General features: G+C 65.2%; 14 protein-coding genes. 1 reads left to right on the top strand and 13 read right to left on the bottom strand.

The window, feature by feature from the left end; genetic code table 11:
• Positions 1-14 precede the first annotated feature (14 nt).
• The 13 genes from ACSQ8Y_RS27165 to ACSQ8Y_RS27105 form a co-directional block, all read right to left on the bottom strand.
• Positions 15-602, bottom strand: a complete 588-nt coding sequence (locus ACSQ8Y_RS27165) for a DUF502 domain-containing protein (protein ID WP_436269491.1) — start codon at positions 600-602, stop codon at positions 15-17.
• Between the two features lie 36 nt (positions 603-638).
• Entirely contained in the window at positions 639-965 is a 327-nt protein-coding gene (locus ACSQ8Y_RS27160) for an FmdB family zinc ribbon protein (protein WP_436269490.1), read from the bottom strand.
• A 90-nt stretch (positions 966-1,055) separates the two neighbouring features.
• Positions 1,056-1,793, bottom strand: coding sequence for a methyltransferase (locus ACSQ8Y_RS27155; protein ID WP_436269920.1), 738 nt, complete (start codon positions 1,791-1,793; stop codon positions 1,056-1,058).
• A 149-nt stretch (positions 1,794-1,942) separates the two neighbouring features.
• Positions 1,943-3,511, bottom strand: coding sequence for a ubiquinone biosynthesis regulatory protein kinase UbiB (ubiB, locus tag ACSQ8Y_RS27150; protein WP_436269489.1), 1,569 nt, complete (start codon positions 3,509-3,511; stop codon positions 1,943-1,945).
• Positions 3,508-4,170 carry a ubiquinone biosynthesis accessory factor UbiJ gene (locus tag ACSQ8Y_RS27145; RefSeq protein WP_436269488.1) on the bottom strand — a complete coding sequence of 221 codons (663 nt, stop codon included), beginning with the start codon at positions 4,168-4,170 and terminating at the stop codon, positions 3,508-3,510. Before ACSQ8Y_RS27145 ends, ubiB begins: the two co-directional genes overlap by 4 nt.
• A gap of 114 nt (positions 4,171-4,284) precedes the next feature.
• On the bottom strand, positions 4,285-5,265 hold the full coding sequence (locus ACSQ8Y_RS27140; RefSeq protein ID WP_436269487.1) for a Tim44 domain-containing protein: 981 nt from the start codon (positions 5,263-5,265) through the stop codon (positions 4,285-4,287).
• 14 nt (positions 5,266-5,279) lie between these two features.
• Positions 5,280-6,014 (bottom strand): bifunctional demethylmenaquinone methyltransferase/2-methoxy-6-polyprenyl-1,4-benzoquinol methylase UbiE, encoded by a 735-nt coding sequence (gene ubiE / locus ACSQ8Y_RS27135; protein WP_436269486.1) that lies wholly within the window; start codon positions 6,012-6,014, stop codon positions 5,280-5,282.
• 28 nt (positions 6,015-6,042) lie between these two features.
• Positions 6,043-7,419 (bottom strand): RNA polymerase sigma factor, encoded by a 1,377-nt coding sequence (locus ACSQ8Y_RS27130; RefSeq protein WP_436269485.1) that lies wholly within the window; start codon positions 7,417-7,419, stop codon positions 6,043-6,045.
• A 92-nt stretch (positions 7,420-7,511) separates the two neighbouring features.
• A complete protein-coding gene (locus ACSQ8Y_RS27125) occupies positions 7,512-7,862 on the bottom strand; it encodes a YciI family protein (RefSeq protein ID WP_436269484.1) in 351 nt (116 codons plus the stop codon).
• Between the two features lie 111 nt (positions 7,863-7,973).
• The gene (locus ACSQ8Y_RS27120; protein WP_436269483.1) at positions 7,974-8,390 is read right to left on the bottom strand and encodes a gamma-butyrobetaine hydroxylase-like domain-containing protein; all 417 of its coding nucleotides are present in this window, start codon (positions 8,388-8,390) and stop codon (positions 7,974-7,976) included.
• Positions 8,387-8,836 (bottom strand): HIT family protein, encoded by a 450-nt coding sequence (locus ACSQ8Y_RS27115; protein WP_436269482.1) that lies wholly within the window; start codon positions 8,834-8,836, stop codon positions 8,387-8,389. The genes ACSQ8Y_RS27120 and ACSQ8Y_RS27115 overlap by 4 nt, the downstream gene beginning before the upstream one ends.
• Positions 8,833-12,840, bottom strand: coding sequence for a DUF3683 domain-containing protein (locus ACSQ8Y_RS27110; protein WP_436269481.1), 4,008 nt, complete (start codon positions 12,838-12,840; stop codon positions 8,833-8,835). Before ACSQ8Y_RS27110 ends, ACSQ8Y_RS27115 begins: the two co-directional genes overlap by 4 nt.
• A gap of 215 nt (positions 12,841-13,055) precedes the next feature.
• Positions 13,056-13,550 (bottom strand): YqaA family protein, encoded by a 495-nt coding sequence (locus ACSQ8Y_RS27105; RefSeq protein WP_436269480.1) that lies wholly within the window; start codon positions 13,548-13,550, stop codon positions 13,056-13,058.
• A 148-nt stretch (positions 13,551-13,698) separates the two neighbouring features.
• On the opposite strand from ACSQ8Y_RS27105, the gene ilvA reads away from it, so the two are divergent.
• Positions 13,699-15,234: a threonine ammonia-lyase, biosynthetic gene (gene ilvA, locus ACSQ8Y_RS27100; protein ID WP_436269479.1), complete on the top strand. Its 1,536-nt coding sequence runs from the start codon at positions 13,699-13,701 to the stop codon at positions 15,232-15,234.
• Positions 15,235-15,238 lie beyond the last annotated feature (4 nt).

Raw genomic sequence — 15,238 nt, 5'->3', positions numbered from 1 at the left:
CAAGTTAATTTGGTTCAATCGGGCGCAACCACGCCCATGGAAACGATGTACTTCAGGGCGGCATCGACGCTCATGTCGAGCTCAATGACATCTTTTTTGGCCAACATCAGGAAGAATCCCGAGGTCGGGTTCGGCGTGGTGGGCACGTACACGCTGACGTACTCGCCCTCCAGGTGTTTCTTCACGTCGCCGCCCGGCACGCCGGTCAGGAAGGCGATGGTGCGCGAATCCTGGTGCGGATAAGGGATCAGCACGGCCTTGCGGAAGGCGTTGCCCGACGACGAGAACAGCGTGTCCGACACCTGCTTGACGCTGCCGTACAGGGAGCTGACCACCGGAATACGGTTCAGCAATTTTTCCCACAGGCGCACGATGTAGTTGCCGACCAGGTTGTTGGTCAGCAGGCCGGTCAGGAACACGATCATGACCGTCAGGATGGTGCCCAGGCCGGGAATGTCGAAGCCGAACAGGGCGAGCGGGCGGTAACGCTCCGGCACCAGCAGCAGCGACTGGTCCATGGTGCTGATCACCAGGTTCAGCACCCAGGCGGTGATCGCCAGCGGCACCAGGATCAGCAAGCCGGTAATGAAATATTTACGCATCGAATACCCTGTTTAATACCCTGTTTGTCAGGCGGCTCACGCCGCGCTGGTGGTCTTGGCCGGCGCGGCCGGAGTGGCGGGAGCCGCCTGGTCGGCTTTGGCGCCGCCCGTGGATTCGCCGGCCGTGTCGGCTTTAGCGCCATCTGACGGCCCCGTGGCCACGCCGGTGGCGGGCGCCTTGCCGCCGCGGAAATCGGTGGCGTACCAGCCCGTTCCCTTCAGTTGGAAACCGGCGGCGGTCAGCTGCTTCTTGAAAGTAGCCTTGCCGCAAGTCGGGCAATCGGTCAGCACAGGATCGGACATCTTCTGCAAAACATCCTTGGCAAAGCCACATTCGTCGCAGCGGTAAGCATAGATCGGCATTCAATTACTCCGCAAAAATCATCAAAACCCTGAATTATAAAGCCTTTTAGCGACCACAATGCGAAATCGCCGCAGTTGCCAACCTTCGCGCTACAGGCGGCGCCAGACCAGCCAGCGCTCCCTGCCTTCGAAAACCGGCATCGAGTCGGTGACGGGCTCGTCCGCCACCAAGGCGAAATGCGGCGCCAGCAAGGCGTCCAGCTGTTCGCGCGCGATGCCGAACGGCGGACCTTTCTGATTGTTATCAAAGAAGAAATAGCCGGCCAGCAAGGCGCCGGGGAACAGCAAGGCCGCCCAGCGCTCGGCCACCTGCGGCCACATGGCGCGCGGCAAGGCGCACAGGAAGGCGCGCTCGTAGATCAGGTCCAGCGGGACTGGCGACTGGTAGTGGAAGAAATCGGCCTCCAGCACCCTGCCCTGCCATTGCGGGCCGACCGCCTGCCGCGCGGCGGCCACGGTCGCGGGCGCAAAGTCGATGGCGGTGGCGTTCCAGCCGGCTTCGGACAGGAAGGCCAACTCGTAAGCGGAGCCGCAGCCCGGGATCAGAACGGCCGGGGGAGTCGGCAAGCGGGCAGGCGGCTGCGCGTCCGGCTCGACAGCGGTAGCACCAGCCGTGGCAGCAGCAGCGGTGGCGGTGGTAGCGGCGGTAGCGGCGGCAGCGGCAGCGGCGGCAGCGGCGTCGGCAGTAGCAGTAGCGGCGGTAGTAGCGGTAGTAGCGGTAGTAGCGGTAGTAGCGGCAGTAGTAGCGGCAGTAGCGGCGGCGGCAGCGGCGGTGTCGACGGCGGTGGCGGTGGCACCCGTGGCAGTGGCCGCAGCGCCAGCTGCCACAGCGGGCCATGCCGCCGCGAACTGGCGCAAGCGCGCGGGCACGCCGCCGCGGTCCCACGGAGTGAAACCCTTTTCGAAGCGCTCGTCCCAGAACGCCGGGTTCAGCGGGTCGCGCGAGTCAAAGACCGGGCCCGAATTTGCCCCGCTACTCATAGCAGCCCGCGCCAGCGCATGACCGCCTGCAGGCCGAGCGCGCCGACCGCGAAGGCGCCGGCGAAGTAGACCACGAAGCTGATCAGGCGGTTGGTGCGCTGCTGCTCGGCGATGAGCACGCGCAGCAGCTCATGGTTCATACTGTCCGGCTCGCCGGCCACGGACAGCGCACGGTGCATCAGGCGCGGCAGCTGCGGCAGCACGTGGGTGTAGCGCGGCGCCTCGGCCTTCAGGCGCTCCAGCATGCCCTGCCAGCCGACCTGCTCGGCCATCCAGTTTTCCAGGTAGGGCTTGGCGGTCTTCCACAGGTCCAGGTCCGGGTCCAACTGGCGGCCCAGGCCTTCGATGTTGAGCAAGGTCTTTTGCAGCAGCACCAGCTGCGGCTGCACCTCGACGTTGAAGCGGCGCGAGGTCTGGAACAGCCGCAGCAGGATCTGGCCGAAGGAGATGTCCTTCAGCGGACGGTCGAAGATGGGCTCGCAGCAGGCGCGCACGGCCGATTCCAGCTCGTCCACGCGGGTTTCCTTGGGTGCCCAGCCGGATTCGATGTGGGCCTCGGCCACGCGCTTGTAGTCGCGGCGGAAGAAGGCCAGGAAGTTCTGCGACAGGTAGTCCTTGTCGAAATCGTTCAAGGTGCCGACGATGCCGAAGTCTAGCGCGATGTAGCGCCCGAAGGTGGCCGGGTCGATGGACACCAGGATATTACCGGGGTGCATGTCAGCATGGAAGAAGCCGTCGCGGAACACCTGGGTGAAGAAGATCTCGACACCGTCGCTGGACAGCTTTTTCAGGTCCACGCCGGCCTCGGCCAGGCGCTCGATTTGCGATACCGGAATGCCGTACATGCGCTCCATCACGATCACGCTGGAGGAGCAATAGTCCCAGTACATTTCCGGCACCAGCAGCAGCTTGCCGTCGGCGAAGTTGCGGCGCAGCTGGCTGGCGTTGGCGGCCTCGCGCATCAGGTCCAGCTCGTCGTGCAGGTATTTGTCGAACTCGCCCACCACCTCTTTCGGCTTGAGCCGCTTGCTGTCGGCCCACAGGCGGCCTATCCACTCGGCGGCGAGGTGCATCAGCGCCACGTCCTCGTCGATCAGCTTTTTCATGCCGGGACGCAGCACCTTGACCGCCACTTCCTTGCCGTCCTTCAGCGTGGCGAAGTGCACCTGCGCGATGGAGGCGGACGCCACCGGGATGCGCTCGAAGCTGGCGAACAGGCGGTCCGGGTGGTCGCCCAGCGAGCGCTGGATCTGCGCCACGGCCAGGTCGGAGCTGAACGGCGGCACGCGGTCCTGCAACAGCGCCAGTTCCTCGACGATGTCGAGCGGGATCAGGTCGCGCCGGGTCGACAGCACCTGGCCGAACTTGACAAAGATCGGCCCCAGTTCCTCCAGCGCCAGGCGCAGGCGCAGGCCGCGCGGGGCGGAGATGTCGCGCCAGAAGAAGGCGGTGTCGATCAGCTTGGCGGTGCGCGGCACGCGCAGGCCGGAGAAGGCGATTTCATCGAGTCCGTACTGGACGGCGACCCGCAGGATTTTCAGCAGGCGCAGGAATTTCAAGATCATTTAGTATCCCCGTCCGGGGCTCGTTCCGCCGCCGCATGCTGCGCCAGCTTCTTTTCCAGATTGGCCAACCGTTTGGCAAAGCGCTCCGCGTCGTCGCGCAGGCGGCGTACTTCGGCGCCGAATTCCTCGGTCACGGCCGGACGCACCAGCAGCGGGTTCTCTTCGAGGAAGTATTCGGCGGCGTTCTCGGCCAGCTTGCGCTGGCCGGTCTTGATCGTCTCGAACATGGCCTTGGCGCCGCCCACCAGGCGGGTGGCGGCGATCGGGCCCAGCACCTTCTCCAGGTCGTGCTCGGCTTCCCAGCGCAGCGACTTGGACAGCTGCGAGATGGCGTTGGCGAATTCGGCGTCGCCCTCGATCTGCACGTAGGAAAATGCGCGCTCGCGGTTCTGTGCGATCAGCGGCAAGTCGGATAACTTGACGCGGATGGTGACGTTCGGGGCCGCAGCGGCATCTCCTTCGGCCGGCCCCGTGTCCACCATGCCGTCGGCGGTCACGCGCAAACGCAGTTCGAACGGCGCGGCGGCGATGCACGCGACTTTGCCGGCGTGCAGGCGCAGCGCCTGGCGGGCCCAGGGTTCCTGGGCCAGCAAGTGGTTGATGGTGGCGGCGACGGGCGCCAGCGGCGAGGGCAAGTTAGGTGTGGTCGATGAGGACATGCGTTCAGGGCGCTCAAAAAACAAAAACCGCCCAGTTTGCCTGGGCGGTCTTGATCTTACCAGTTTGCCGGGCGGCTGCCCGGCAGTGTGGCGAAAAAACGGGCCAGAAGAAGCTTAGGCCAGTTGCTGAATGCCGGCCAGCAGCCAGCCGGCGTTGCCCTCGACCGGCTTGACCAGGTTCCACACTTCGTGGAAGGGCTCGGCCAGCGCGTCCGGTGCCGACTTGATGGAGCCCATGAACTTGACGCTGGCCAGGTAGTCCTTGCCGTCGTTCTCTATGCCCAGCAGTTCAGCGTCGATGGTGACGACGTCGGTGTAGTCGGCTTGCGCGCCGCGCTCGGCGATCTGCATCTTCAGCTCGGCGAACACTTCGGGGGTGGTGAATTCGCGTATGTCAGCCGAATCGCCCTTGTCCCAGGCCGCTTGCAGGCGGATGAAGTTGCTCTTCGCGTGGCGCAGGAAAGACGCGGTGTCGAAGTCGGCCGGCACGCCCCAAGGCGTGTGCGGCGCGGCCGCCGCCGGCTTGTCCAGGTTCAGGCCGCCCGAGACCGGCTGCAGCGGAGGCAGGCCGGAGCCGATTTCCGGGGTGCGCACGTCCGGCGTGCGGGCCAGTGGCTCAGGCTGCTGCTGCCAGGTGTTGCCGCCCAGGCCGTTGCCGCCGAAACCGCCGGCTGCCGCCGCCACGGAGCGCTGCGGCGACATGCGGCTACGCACGAAGCGGAAGATCATGAAGGCCACGCCGGCCAGCAGCGCGATCATCAGCATGGAACCGATCATGCTGGCCATGGCGCCGCCCATGCCGAAGTGCGACAGCAGCGCGCCGATACCCAGGCCCAGCAATGCGCCGCCCAGGATGCCCTTCCAGGGGCTGGCTGGCTTAGGTATGGGTGCCGGCGCCGCAGCGGGAGCTGGCGCAGGCGCGGCCTGGCGTGCTTGCGCAGGGGTCGGAGCCGGCGTCGGCGCCATTTTGCTCACGCTTTGCGACTGGCGTCCGATCGAACGGCTGCCGCCCATCGGACGGGCGATGGCCTCGCCCAGCATGGCGGTGGCGGACAGCGCCAGCACAGCCCCGACCAGAATTTTCTTCATGTTCATGATATTTTCCCGTCTTACAGTTTGATACCGGTGTGCAAAGCGGCCACACCTGCCGTCAGGTTGTAATACTGGACCCGCTCCAGTCCCGCATCCTGCATCATCGATTTCAGGGTTTCCTGGTCGGGATGCATGCGGATCGATTCGGCCAGGTAGCGATAGCTTTCCGCGTCGCCGGCGATTTTCTGGCCCAGCCATGGCAGCACCGAGAAAGAATACAGATCATACGGCTTTCGCAACGGCTCAGCGACTTTTGAGAATTCCAGCACCAACAACTTGCCACCCGGCTTCAGCACGCGGCGCATTTCCGCCAGCGCCTGGTCCTTGTGCGTCATATTGCGCAGACCGAAAGCGACGCTGACGCGGTCGAAATAATTGTCCGGAAACGGCAGTTTCTCTGCGTCACACAACAAGGTGGGGGTGACCAGGCCGCGATTCAAGAGCCGGTCGCGGCCAACGCGCAGCATGGACTCGTTGATGTCGGTCAGCCACACTTCGCCGGACGGGCCGGCCTGCTTGGCGAAAGCCTTGGCCAAGTCGCCGGTGCCGCCGGCGATGTCCAGGCATTTAAAACCGGGGCGCACGGCCGCGTTGGCGATGGTAAACGTCTTCCACAGGCGATGCAGACCGGCCGACATCACATCGTTCATCACGTCGTATTTGGCGGCCACCGAGTGGAACACCTTGGCGACTTCTTTTACTTTGTCGTCTTCGGAGACGGTCTTGTAGCCGAAATGGGTGGTATTGGTCATGGTCAGGAAGGCTGTGGATTTGCCTGCATTATACAAGCGCAAGGGCATCGCGGCGGGATTGCAGGTATTGCAACTCGACGGCGTTGGCGGTGAGTTCGCAGGCGCGGCTGTAGGCGGCGATGGCGGCGGCGCGCTCGCCCAGGCGGCGGTGGAATTCGGCCTTGGCAGCGTACAGGTAGTGGAACCGGGCCAGTTCGCCGCCCTGCTCCAGCCTGGCGATCCAGGCCAGGCCGTGCTGCGCGCCCTGCGCCATGCCGAGGGCGACGGCGGCGTTCAGTTCCACCACCGGGGTCGGCAAGTGCTTCAGCAGGGCGCCGTAGAGGATGGAGATTTGCCGCCAGTCGGTGTCGGCGGAAGTGGCGGCCTTGCCGTGCAGGGCGGCGATGGCGGCCTGGACCTGGTAGGGACCGGGGCGGCGCAGCGGCAAGGCCGCGTCCAGCACGGCGACGCCTTCGGCGATGGCTTGCCGGTCCCACAGCGCGCGGTCCTGGGTTTCCAGTGTGAGCAGCGCGCCGTCCGGCGAGGTGCGCGCGCCGCTGCGGGCGTGGTGCAGCAGCATCAGGGCCAGCAAGCCTTTCACTTCGGCGTCGCGCGGCGCCAGTTCGGCCATCAGGCGGCCCAGGCGGATCGCCTCCTGGCACAGGCCGGTGCGCACCAGCAGCTGGCCGCTGGTGGCGCCATAGCCTTCGTTGAAGACCAGGTAGATCACTTGCAGCACCAGCGTCAAACGGTCCGGCAACTCCTCGGGCGCGGGGACGATGAAAGGGATGTTCGCCTCCGCGATCTTGCGCTTGGCGCGCACCAGGCGCTGGGCGGTCGAGGTTTCTGATTCGCAATAGGCGCGCGCGATTTCACGGGTGGACAAGCCACACAGCGTGCGCAGTGCCAGGGCGGTTTGCGCGGCTGGCGCCAGCGCCGGGTGGCAGCAGATGAAGATCAGGCGCAGGCGGTCGTCGTCGATGGCCAGTTCGTAGCCGGACGGCGAAACCCCGGAGCCAGTCAGGCTACCGGGGGCGGAGGTGCAGGACGCGGTCATGCCGGACTCGGTCATGCCGGATTCGGTCATGCCGGATTCGGACGCTGCCCTGCCCTGGCCCGGACGAGCCGCATCGAATTCAAGCTCGTCGGCCGGTTCCTGCTCCAGCCGCGCGAGTACCTCGGTCGAGTCCGGCAAGCTGCGCGCGGCGTGGCGCAGGTAGTCGAGCCCGGCGTTGCGGGCCACGGTGGTCAGCCATGCGGCCGGGTTGGCGGGCAAGCCGTCGCCCGGCCAGCGCTCCAGCGCCTTGCTGTAGGCGTCCTGCAGCAAGTCCTCGGCCAGGCCGATGTCGCCGAAGCGCCGTATCAGCCCAGCCAGCACCTTGCCGCCCTCGCGGCGGCACACCTCCTCAACCGCGCGCGTCAGCATGGCAGGCAAGCCGGGCCGCAGCTCGGGGTCTGACGGGAACGCCCAGTCCCCGAATGCGGCTCAGGCCGTTTGGCGGCGAGTCGGACATGCGCCTAGACGCTCTTGATCAGGGGGCGCACTTCAATCGAGCCTATGGTGGCCGACGGACACTTGGCGGCCCATTTGATGGCGTCGTCGAGGTTGGCGCAGTCGAGCAGGTAGTAGCCGCCCAGCTGTTCCTTGGTCTCGGCGAAGGGCCCGTCGGTGCAGGCGATGTTGCCGCCGCGCACACGCACCGTGGTGGCGGTGTGCACCGGAGCCAGCTCGGAGCCGCCGCGCAGCACGCCGGCCGCTCCCAACTCCTTCGTGTAGGCGCCATAAGCTTGCATCACCTCACCCAACTGCTGCTCGCTCATGCTGCCGTAGATTTTTTCGTCGGCGTAGATCAGGACCAGGTATTCCATGTCATTCTCCTTTAGGGTCGTCCGGATAGTCGGACATCACCACGACGAATGAGTTTAACAATATCGACAAGGCCGGCGAAAAAAATCCCCGCAGCGGGCGGGGATCGGAAGTCAGTGCTTGCTGCCGCAGCCGTGCGCCTTGGGTGCGGAGGGCAAGGCGGCGCCGGACTCCCGTCCGCTCTCGCCTGCAAAGCCGGCGGCCTGCAGGCGCGCCAGGTAGTCGGCCCACAGCTGTTCCTGTTCGGCGCCCAGCTTGTACAGGTAGTCCCAGCTGAACAGGCCGGTGTTGTGGCCGTCCGAGAAGGTCGGCTGGACGGCATAGTTGCCAACCGGTTCGATGCCGGCGATGCCGACTTCGCGCTTGCCCACTTGCAGCACTTCCTGCCCGGCGCCGTGCCCCTTCACTTCGGCCGACGGCGAGTACACGCGCAGCAGCTCGAAGGGCAGGTGAAAGGTGGCGCCGTCGTCGAAACTGATTTCGAGCACGCGCGATTTGCTGTGGACCGTCAGGCCGGTGGGCTGTTTCATGATGCTTTGGACAGGTTGGCGACGATGGTCTCGCGCAGCTTCTGCAGCAGCGCGCCGCGCCCGGCCAGCGCCAGCGCGTCAGGCTCGCGCTGCGCCGCGCCCCAGACCGGATTCGGGTAGTGCGCGTCGTTGGTGTAGCGCGGAATGACGTGCCAGTGCACGTGCGGCGTCATATTGCCCAGGCTGGCCAGGTTGATCTTGGATGGCGCCATCACTTCGCGCAGCGCCGCCTCGACCTGGAACACCGCGTGCATCACCGCCATGCGGTCGGCCGGCGCCAGGTCCGACATTTCCTTGACGTGCCGGTTCCACACCACGCGCACGAAGCCGGGATAGTTGGGCTCGTCGACGAACACCACGCTCAGCTTGCCGTCGCGCCAGATCAGCACCTCGGCCGCCGGCTCGGCCAGCAGCGCGCACAGGTCGCAATGCGTGGCCTGCGTCATACCAGCACCCGCTCGATGCCGCCGTTGTTGGCTTTCTCGACGTAAGCCGGCAGCCAGTTCTCGCCCAGCAAATGCTTGGCGATCTCGACCACGATGTAGTCGGCCGTGGTGCCCGCGTCTTCGCTGTAGCGCGATACGCCGCCCAGGCAGGCTGGGCAGCTGGTCAGCACCTTGACTTCGCCGGTGAAGCCGTCGGCGCGCAGCTTGTCGGCGCCCTTGACCATTTCCTCTTCCTTGCGGAAGCGGACCTGGGTCGAGATGTCGGGACGGGACGCCATCAGCGTGCCCGAGTCGCCGCAGCAGCGGTCGTTCTTCTCGATCTTGGTGTCGTCCACCGTGGTGATCAATGCATTCACCGTTTTCAGCGGGTCCTGCATCTTCATCGGCGTGTGGCAAGGGTCGTGGTACATATAGCGCGTACCGTTCACGCCTTCCAGCTTGACGCCCTTCTCCAGCAGGTATTCATGGATGTCCATGATGCGGCAGCCGGGGAAGATCTTGTCGAACTCGTAGGTCGCCAGCTGGTCGTAGCAGGTGCCGCACGAGACCAGCACGGTCTTGATGTCGAGGTAGTTCAGCGTGTTGGCCATGCGGTGGAACAGCACGCGGTTGTCCGTCATCATCTTGTCGGCCTTGTCGAACTGGCCGGCGCCGCGCTGCGGATAGCCGCAGCACAGATAGCCCGGCGGCAGCACGGTCTGCACGCCCACTTCCCACAGCATCGCCTGCGTGGCCAGGCCCACTTGCGAGAACAGGCGCTCGGAGCCGCAGCCCGGGAAGTAGAACACCGCTTCCGTGTCGGCCGTGGTGGCCTTGGGATTGCGGATGATGGGGATCACCTTGTCGTCTTCGATGTCGAGCAGCGCGCGCGCGGTCTTCTTCGGCAGGTTGCCCGGCATTTTCTTGTTGATGAAGTGGATCACCTGCTCGCGGATGGCCGGCTTGCCCAGCGACGGCGGCGGCGCCTTGGTCTGCTTCTTGGCGAACTTCTTCAGCACGTCGTTGCCCAGGCGCTGCGCCTTGTAGGCCACGTTCTTCATCACCGCGCGGGTGGCGTTGATGGTCATCGGGTCGGTCGCGTTCAGGAAGAACATGGCCGCCGCCGTGCCCGGATTGAAGGACTTCTTGTCCATCTTGCGCAGCAGGTTGCGCATGTTCATCGACACGTCGCCGAAGTCGATGTTGACCGGGCATGGCGTCAGGCACTTGTGGCACAAGGTGCAGTGGTCGGCCACGTCCTCGAACTCTTCCCAGTGCTTGATCGAGATGCCGCGCCGGGTCTGCTCTTCGTACAGGAAGGCTTCGATCAGCGAGGACGTCGCCAGGATCTTGTCGCGCGGCGAGTACAGCAGGTTGGCGCGCGGGACGTGCGTGGAGCAGACCGGTTTGCATTTGCCGCAGCGCAGGCAGTCCTTGACGCTGTTGGCGATGGCGCCGATATCGCTCTGCTGCATGATCAGCGACTCGTGGCCCATCAGGCCGAAGGACGGCGTGTAGGCGTTCGACAGGTCGGCGTCCATGCCGGGCAGGTTCAGCAGCTTGCCCTTGTTGAAGCGGCCTTCCGGGTCGATGCGCAGCTTGTATTCGCGGAAAGAGCCGATTTCCTCTTCGGTCAGGAACTCCAGCTTGGTGATGCCGATGCCGTGCTCGCCCGAGATGACGCCGTTCAGCGAACGGGCCAGCTTCATGATGCGCGCCACGGCCTGGTGCGCCAGCTGCAGCATCTCGTAGTGGTCCGAGTTCACCGGCAGGTTGGTGTGCACATTGCCGTCGCCGGCGTGCATGTGCAGCGCCACGAACACGCGCCCGCGCAGCACGCGCTTGTGGATGGCGGCCGCTTCGTCCAGGATCAGCTTGAAGGCGGCGCCGTTGAAGATGTGGCGCAGCTCGGCGCGGATTTCCTGTTTCCAGCTGATGCGCACGGTGCGGTCCTGCACCACGTCGAACAGCGTGGCGTCCGGCTGCTGCGCCAGGCGCGCGTCGAAGGCGGCGTCCAGCGCGCCCAGGCCGAGCGAGCGCAGCTGCTCGCGCAGCGAGGCCAGCGGCAGGTCCAGCTTGTCCAGGATGACGGTCCAGCGCTGCTCGACCAGTTCCAGCAAGGCTTGCGCCTGCTGCACGCGGTCGCCCAGCATTTCGGCGTCGCCCACGCGGTCGTCGGAGGCGTCGTCGCTCTTGCCGATCGGCAGGTTGCCGGCGGCGATGAACGCGCGCAGCTCGCCCGCCAGTTGCAGCTTGTTCTTGATCGACAGCTCGACGTTGATGCGCTCGATGCCGTCGGTGTACTCGCCCATGCGGTCGAGCGGGATCACCACGTCTTCATTGATCTTGAAGGCGTTGGTGTGCTTGGCGATGGCGGCGGTGCGGGCGCGGTCCAGCCAGAATTTCTTGCGCGCTTCCGGGCTCACGGCCACGAAGCCTTCGCCCACGCGGGTGTTGGCCAGGCGCACCACTTCCGAGGCGGCGATGGCCACCGCGTCCTCGTCGTCGCCGACGATGTCGCCGAACAGCGCCATCTTCGGCAGCACGCCGCGTTTCGATTTGGTCGAGTAGCCGACCGCGCGCAGATAGCGCTCGTCCAGGTGCTCCAGGCCGGCCAGGCGCAAGGTGGCGAACTTCTCGCCGGTCGCCGGCAGGCCGTCCAGGTAATCCTTGATCTCGACGATGGACGGGATCGCGTCGCGCGCCTGGCCGAAGAACTCCAGGCAGACGGTGCGCGTGTGCTTGGGCATCTTGTGCAAAATCCAGCGCGCCGACGTGATCAGGCCGTCGCAGCCCTCTTTCTGGATGCCGGGCAGGCCGGCCAGGAATTTGTCGGTGACGTCCTTGCCCAGGCCTTCCTTGCGGAACACGCGGCCGGCGATCTCCAGGATCTCGGTCTTGAACGGTTCGCCCTTGGCTTCGCCGCGCGCGTTCGGATGCGTCCATTCCAGCTTGAAGCGCGCCAGCGGCGTGTCGTGGATCTTGGACAGGTTGTGGTCCAGGCGCGTCACTTCCAGCCAGTCGCCGTTCGGGTCGACCATCTTCCACGAGGCCAGGTTGTCGAGCGCGGTACCCCACAGCACGGCCTTCTTGCCGCCCGCGTTCATGGCGATATTGCCGCCGATGCAGGAAGCATGCGCCGAGGTCGGGTCGACCGCGAACACGAAGCCGGCCTTCTCGGCCGCTTCCGACACCTTGTTGGTGATGACGCCGGCGCCCGAGTAGATGGTGGCGTATTCGCGCTCCAGGCCGGGCAGCACTCTCATTTCCACCGCGCCCAGGTTCAGCAGCTTTTCGGTGTTGATGACGGCCGACAGCGGCGTCAGCGGAATGGCGCCGCCGGTGTAGCCGGTGCCGCCGCCGCGCGGGATGATGGTCAGCCCCAGTTCGATACAGCCTTTGACCAGGCCGGCCATTTCATCTTCGGTGTCCGGCGTCAGCACCACGAAGGGATACTCGACGCGCCAGTCGGTGGCGTCGGTCACGTGCGAGATGCGCTTCATGCCGTCGAAGCAGACGTTGTGCTTTTCGGTGTAGCGGCCCAGCACCTTGGTGGCGCGCTTGCGCAGGTCGTAAGTCTGGCGGAATTCCTCGCCGAACTTGTCCACCGCGAGCTTGGCGGCCGCCAGCAGCTTTTCCACGTTCTCGCTGCGCGCCTTGTCGCCTTCGGCGCCGGCGTCGACCGTCATGCGGCGCTTGTCGACCTCGTTCAGGCGGTGGTGCAGGGCATCGATCAGCTCCTGGCGGCGCTTCGGATTGTCCAGCAGGTCGTCCTGCAGGTAGGGGTTGCGGCGCACGGCCCAGATATCGCCCAGCACTTCGTACAGCATGCGCGCCGAACGGCCGGTCTGGCGGGCGCTGCGCAGCTCGTCGAGCAGGCGCCAGGACTCCTCTCCCAGCAGCCGGATGACGATCTCGCGATCGGAAAACGACGTGTAGTTGTAGGGGATTTCGCGCAGGCGCGTGGCTGCGGGACCGTTTGGCGTTTCGGCGAGGAGTGCTTGAATTTGTGCTGGGGCGTTCATTGTATGATGGACTGCAGACTGACCCTAAGGAAGCACATTCTATCTTATTGCGCCGCACCACGCGCCAACACCCTTAGGGCGCCGCAGGGTTACGTAAACGTCAAGCAGCCAAAATTAATTTGAAAAAAGATCAATTCCAAACAATTTAATGCCATTTTCGCCCGCCTTGCCGGATTTCGTTCGTCTAAATTGGCAATTGGCAAAATCGGCCTGTTTCAGCCGCCCAGCGCGCGGGCGATGGTTTTCCAGACGCCATCCGGCACATAGAGCAACAAAGCGGTCATGGTGAGGTAGCGCGCCAGCTTGCCGACGGCCATGTAGCCGATGGACGGCCAGAACGGCAGCTTGAGCCAGCCGCCCAGCGTGCACAGCGGGTCGCCGATGCCCGGCACCCAGGACAGCAGCATGGTTTTGGCGCCGTAGCGGGCCAGCCAGCGGAACCAGCGGCTCTCGCGCTCCCTGGCAAAAGCCACCTTGGCGCGGTAGCCCAGCCAATAGTCGACCGCGCCGCCCAGGGTGTTGCCCACGGTGGCGACTGCGATGGCCGGCCAGAACAGTTCCGGGTTGGCCTTGATGGTGGCGAACACCATCGGCTCGGACCCCATGGGCAGCAAGGTGGCGGAGACGAAACTGACGAAAAAGACCGACGTCAGGCCGACTTCGGGCGCCGACAGCTGCTCCAGCAGCCACTGGATGGTGGATTCAATCATCCGTCCATTATAATGAGTCGGCATGACGCACGAGGTACTACACAACAGTACGCAGTAAAGCGCCGCCCCTTCCCGGTTACCCGCCGTTGAAAAGCAAGTCCTTGCAGCACGTTCCAGGACACCTATCCCAGACTAAATATTGCAGACTATGACTATCGACTACTTGAAGAAAATCCTGACCGCCCGCGTCTACGACGTGGCCCACGAAACGCCGCTTGAACTGGCGCCGGCCCTGTCGGCCCGCTATGGCAACCGAATTTATTTCAAGCGCGAAGACATGCAGGATGTGTTCAGCTTCAAGATTCGGGGCGCCTACAACAAGATGGCGCACCTGAGCGAAGGCCAGTTGAAGCGCGGCGTGATCTGCGCCTCTGCGGGCAACCACGCCCAAGGCCTGGCGTTCTCGGCGAACAAGATGGGCTGCCGCGCAGTGATCGTCATGCCGACCACCACGCCCCAGTTGAAGGTGGACGCGGTGCGCACGCGCGGCGGTCCGGCGGTCGAAGTCATCCTGCACGGAGAGTCCTACACGGACGCCTACAACCACGCGCTGACGCTGGAAAAAGAACAGAACCTGACCTTTGTCCATCCCTTCGACGATCCGGACGTGATCGCCGGCCAGGGCACCATCGGCATGGAGATCCTGCGCCAGCACGCCGGCCCCATCCACGCGATTTTCGTGCCGATCGGCGGCGGCGGCCTGCTGGCCGGCGTCGCCGCCTACGTCAAGCAGGTGCGGCCCGATATCAAGATCATCGGCGTGCACAGCTTCGATTCGGACGCCATGGGCAAGAGCCTGAAGGCGGGCGAGCGCGTGACCCTGGCCGACGTCGGCCTGTTCGCGGACGGCACGGCCGTGCGCCTGGTGGGCGAGGAGACCTTCCGCCTGGCGCAGCTGTACGTGGACGACATCATCATCGTCGACACGGACGCGGTGTGCGCCGCCATCAAGGACGTGTTCACCGATACGCGCAGCATCCTGGAACCGTCAGGCGCGCTGGCCATCGCCGGCGCCAAGGCCTATGTGGAACGCGCCGAGCTGACCAAGGACCCGATCAGGAACGAAACGCTGGTCACCATCGCCAGCGGCGCCAATATGAACTTCGACCGCCTGCGCTTCGTGGCCGAGCGCGCCGAGCTGGGCGAATCGCGCGAGGCGGTGTTCGCCGTCACGCTGCCCGAGCAGCGCGGCAGCTTCAAGCGCTTCTGCGCGCTGGTCGGTCCGCGCAACGTCACCGAGTTCAACTACCGCATCAGCGACGAGAAGGAAGCGCACGTCTTCGTGGGCGTGCAGGTGTCTGACCGCGGCGAGTCGGGCGTGCTGGCGCGCGGCTTCGAAGCGGCCGATTTCAAGACGCTGGACCTGACGCACGACGAACTGGCCAAGTCGCACTTGCGCCATCTGGTGGGCGGCAAGAGCGCGCTGGCCAAGGACGAGCTGCTGTACCGCTTCGAGTTCCCCGAGCGTCCGGGCGCGCTGATGCGCTTCCTCGATTCGATGGCGCCGAACTGGAACATCTCGCTGTGCCACTACCGCTCGCAAGGCGGCGACGTGGGCCGCATCCTGATCGGCCTGCAGGTGCCGCCGGACGAGATGGGCGAGTTCACCACCTTCCTCGCCAACCTCGGCTACCGCTACTGGGACGAGACGCAGAACCCGGTGTACAAGCTGTTCCTGGGCTAAGACC

The sequence above is a fragment of the Pseudoduganella sp. LjRoot289 genome (genome assembly GCF_964252925.1).
Taxonomy (GTDB): Bacteria; Pseudomonadota; Gammaproteobacteria; order Burkholderiales; family Burkholderiaceae_D; genus Rugamonas.
The sequence above is the reverse complement of the archived record's forward strand: the minus strand, read 5'-3'. Positions and strand labels throughout refer to the sequence as shown.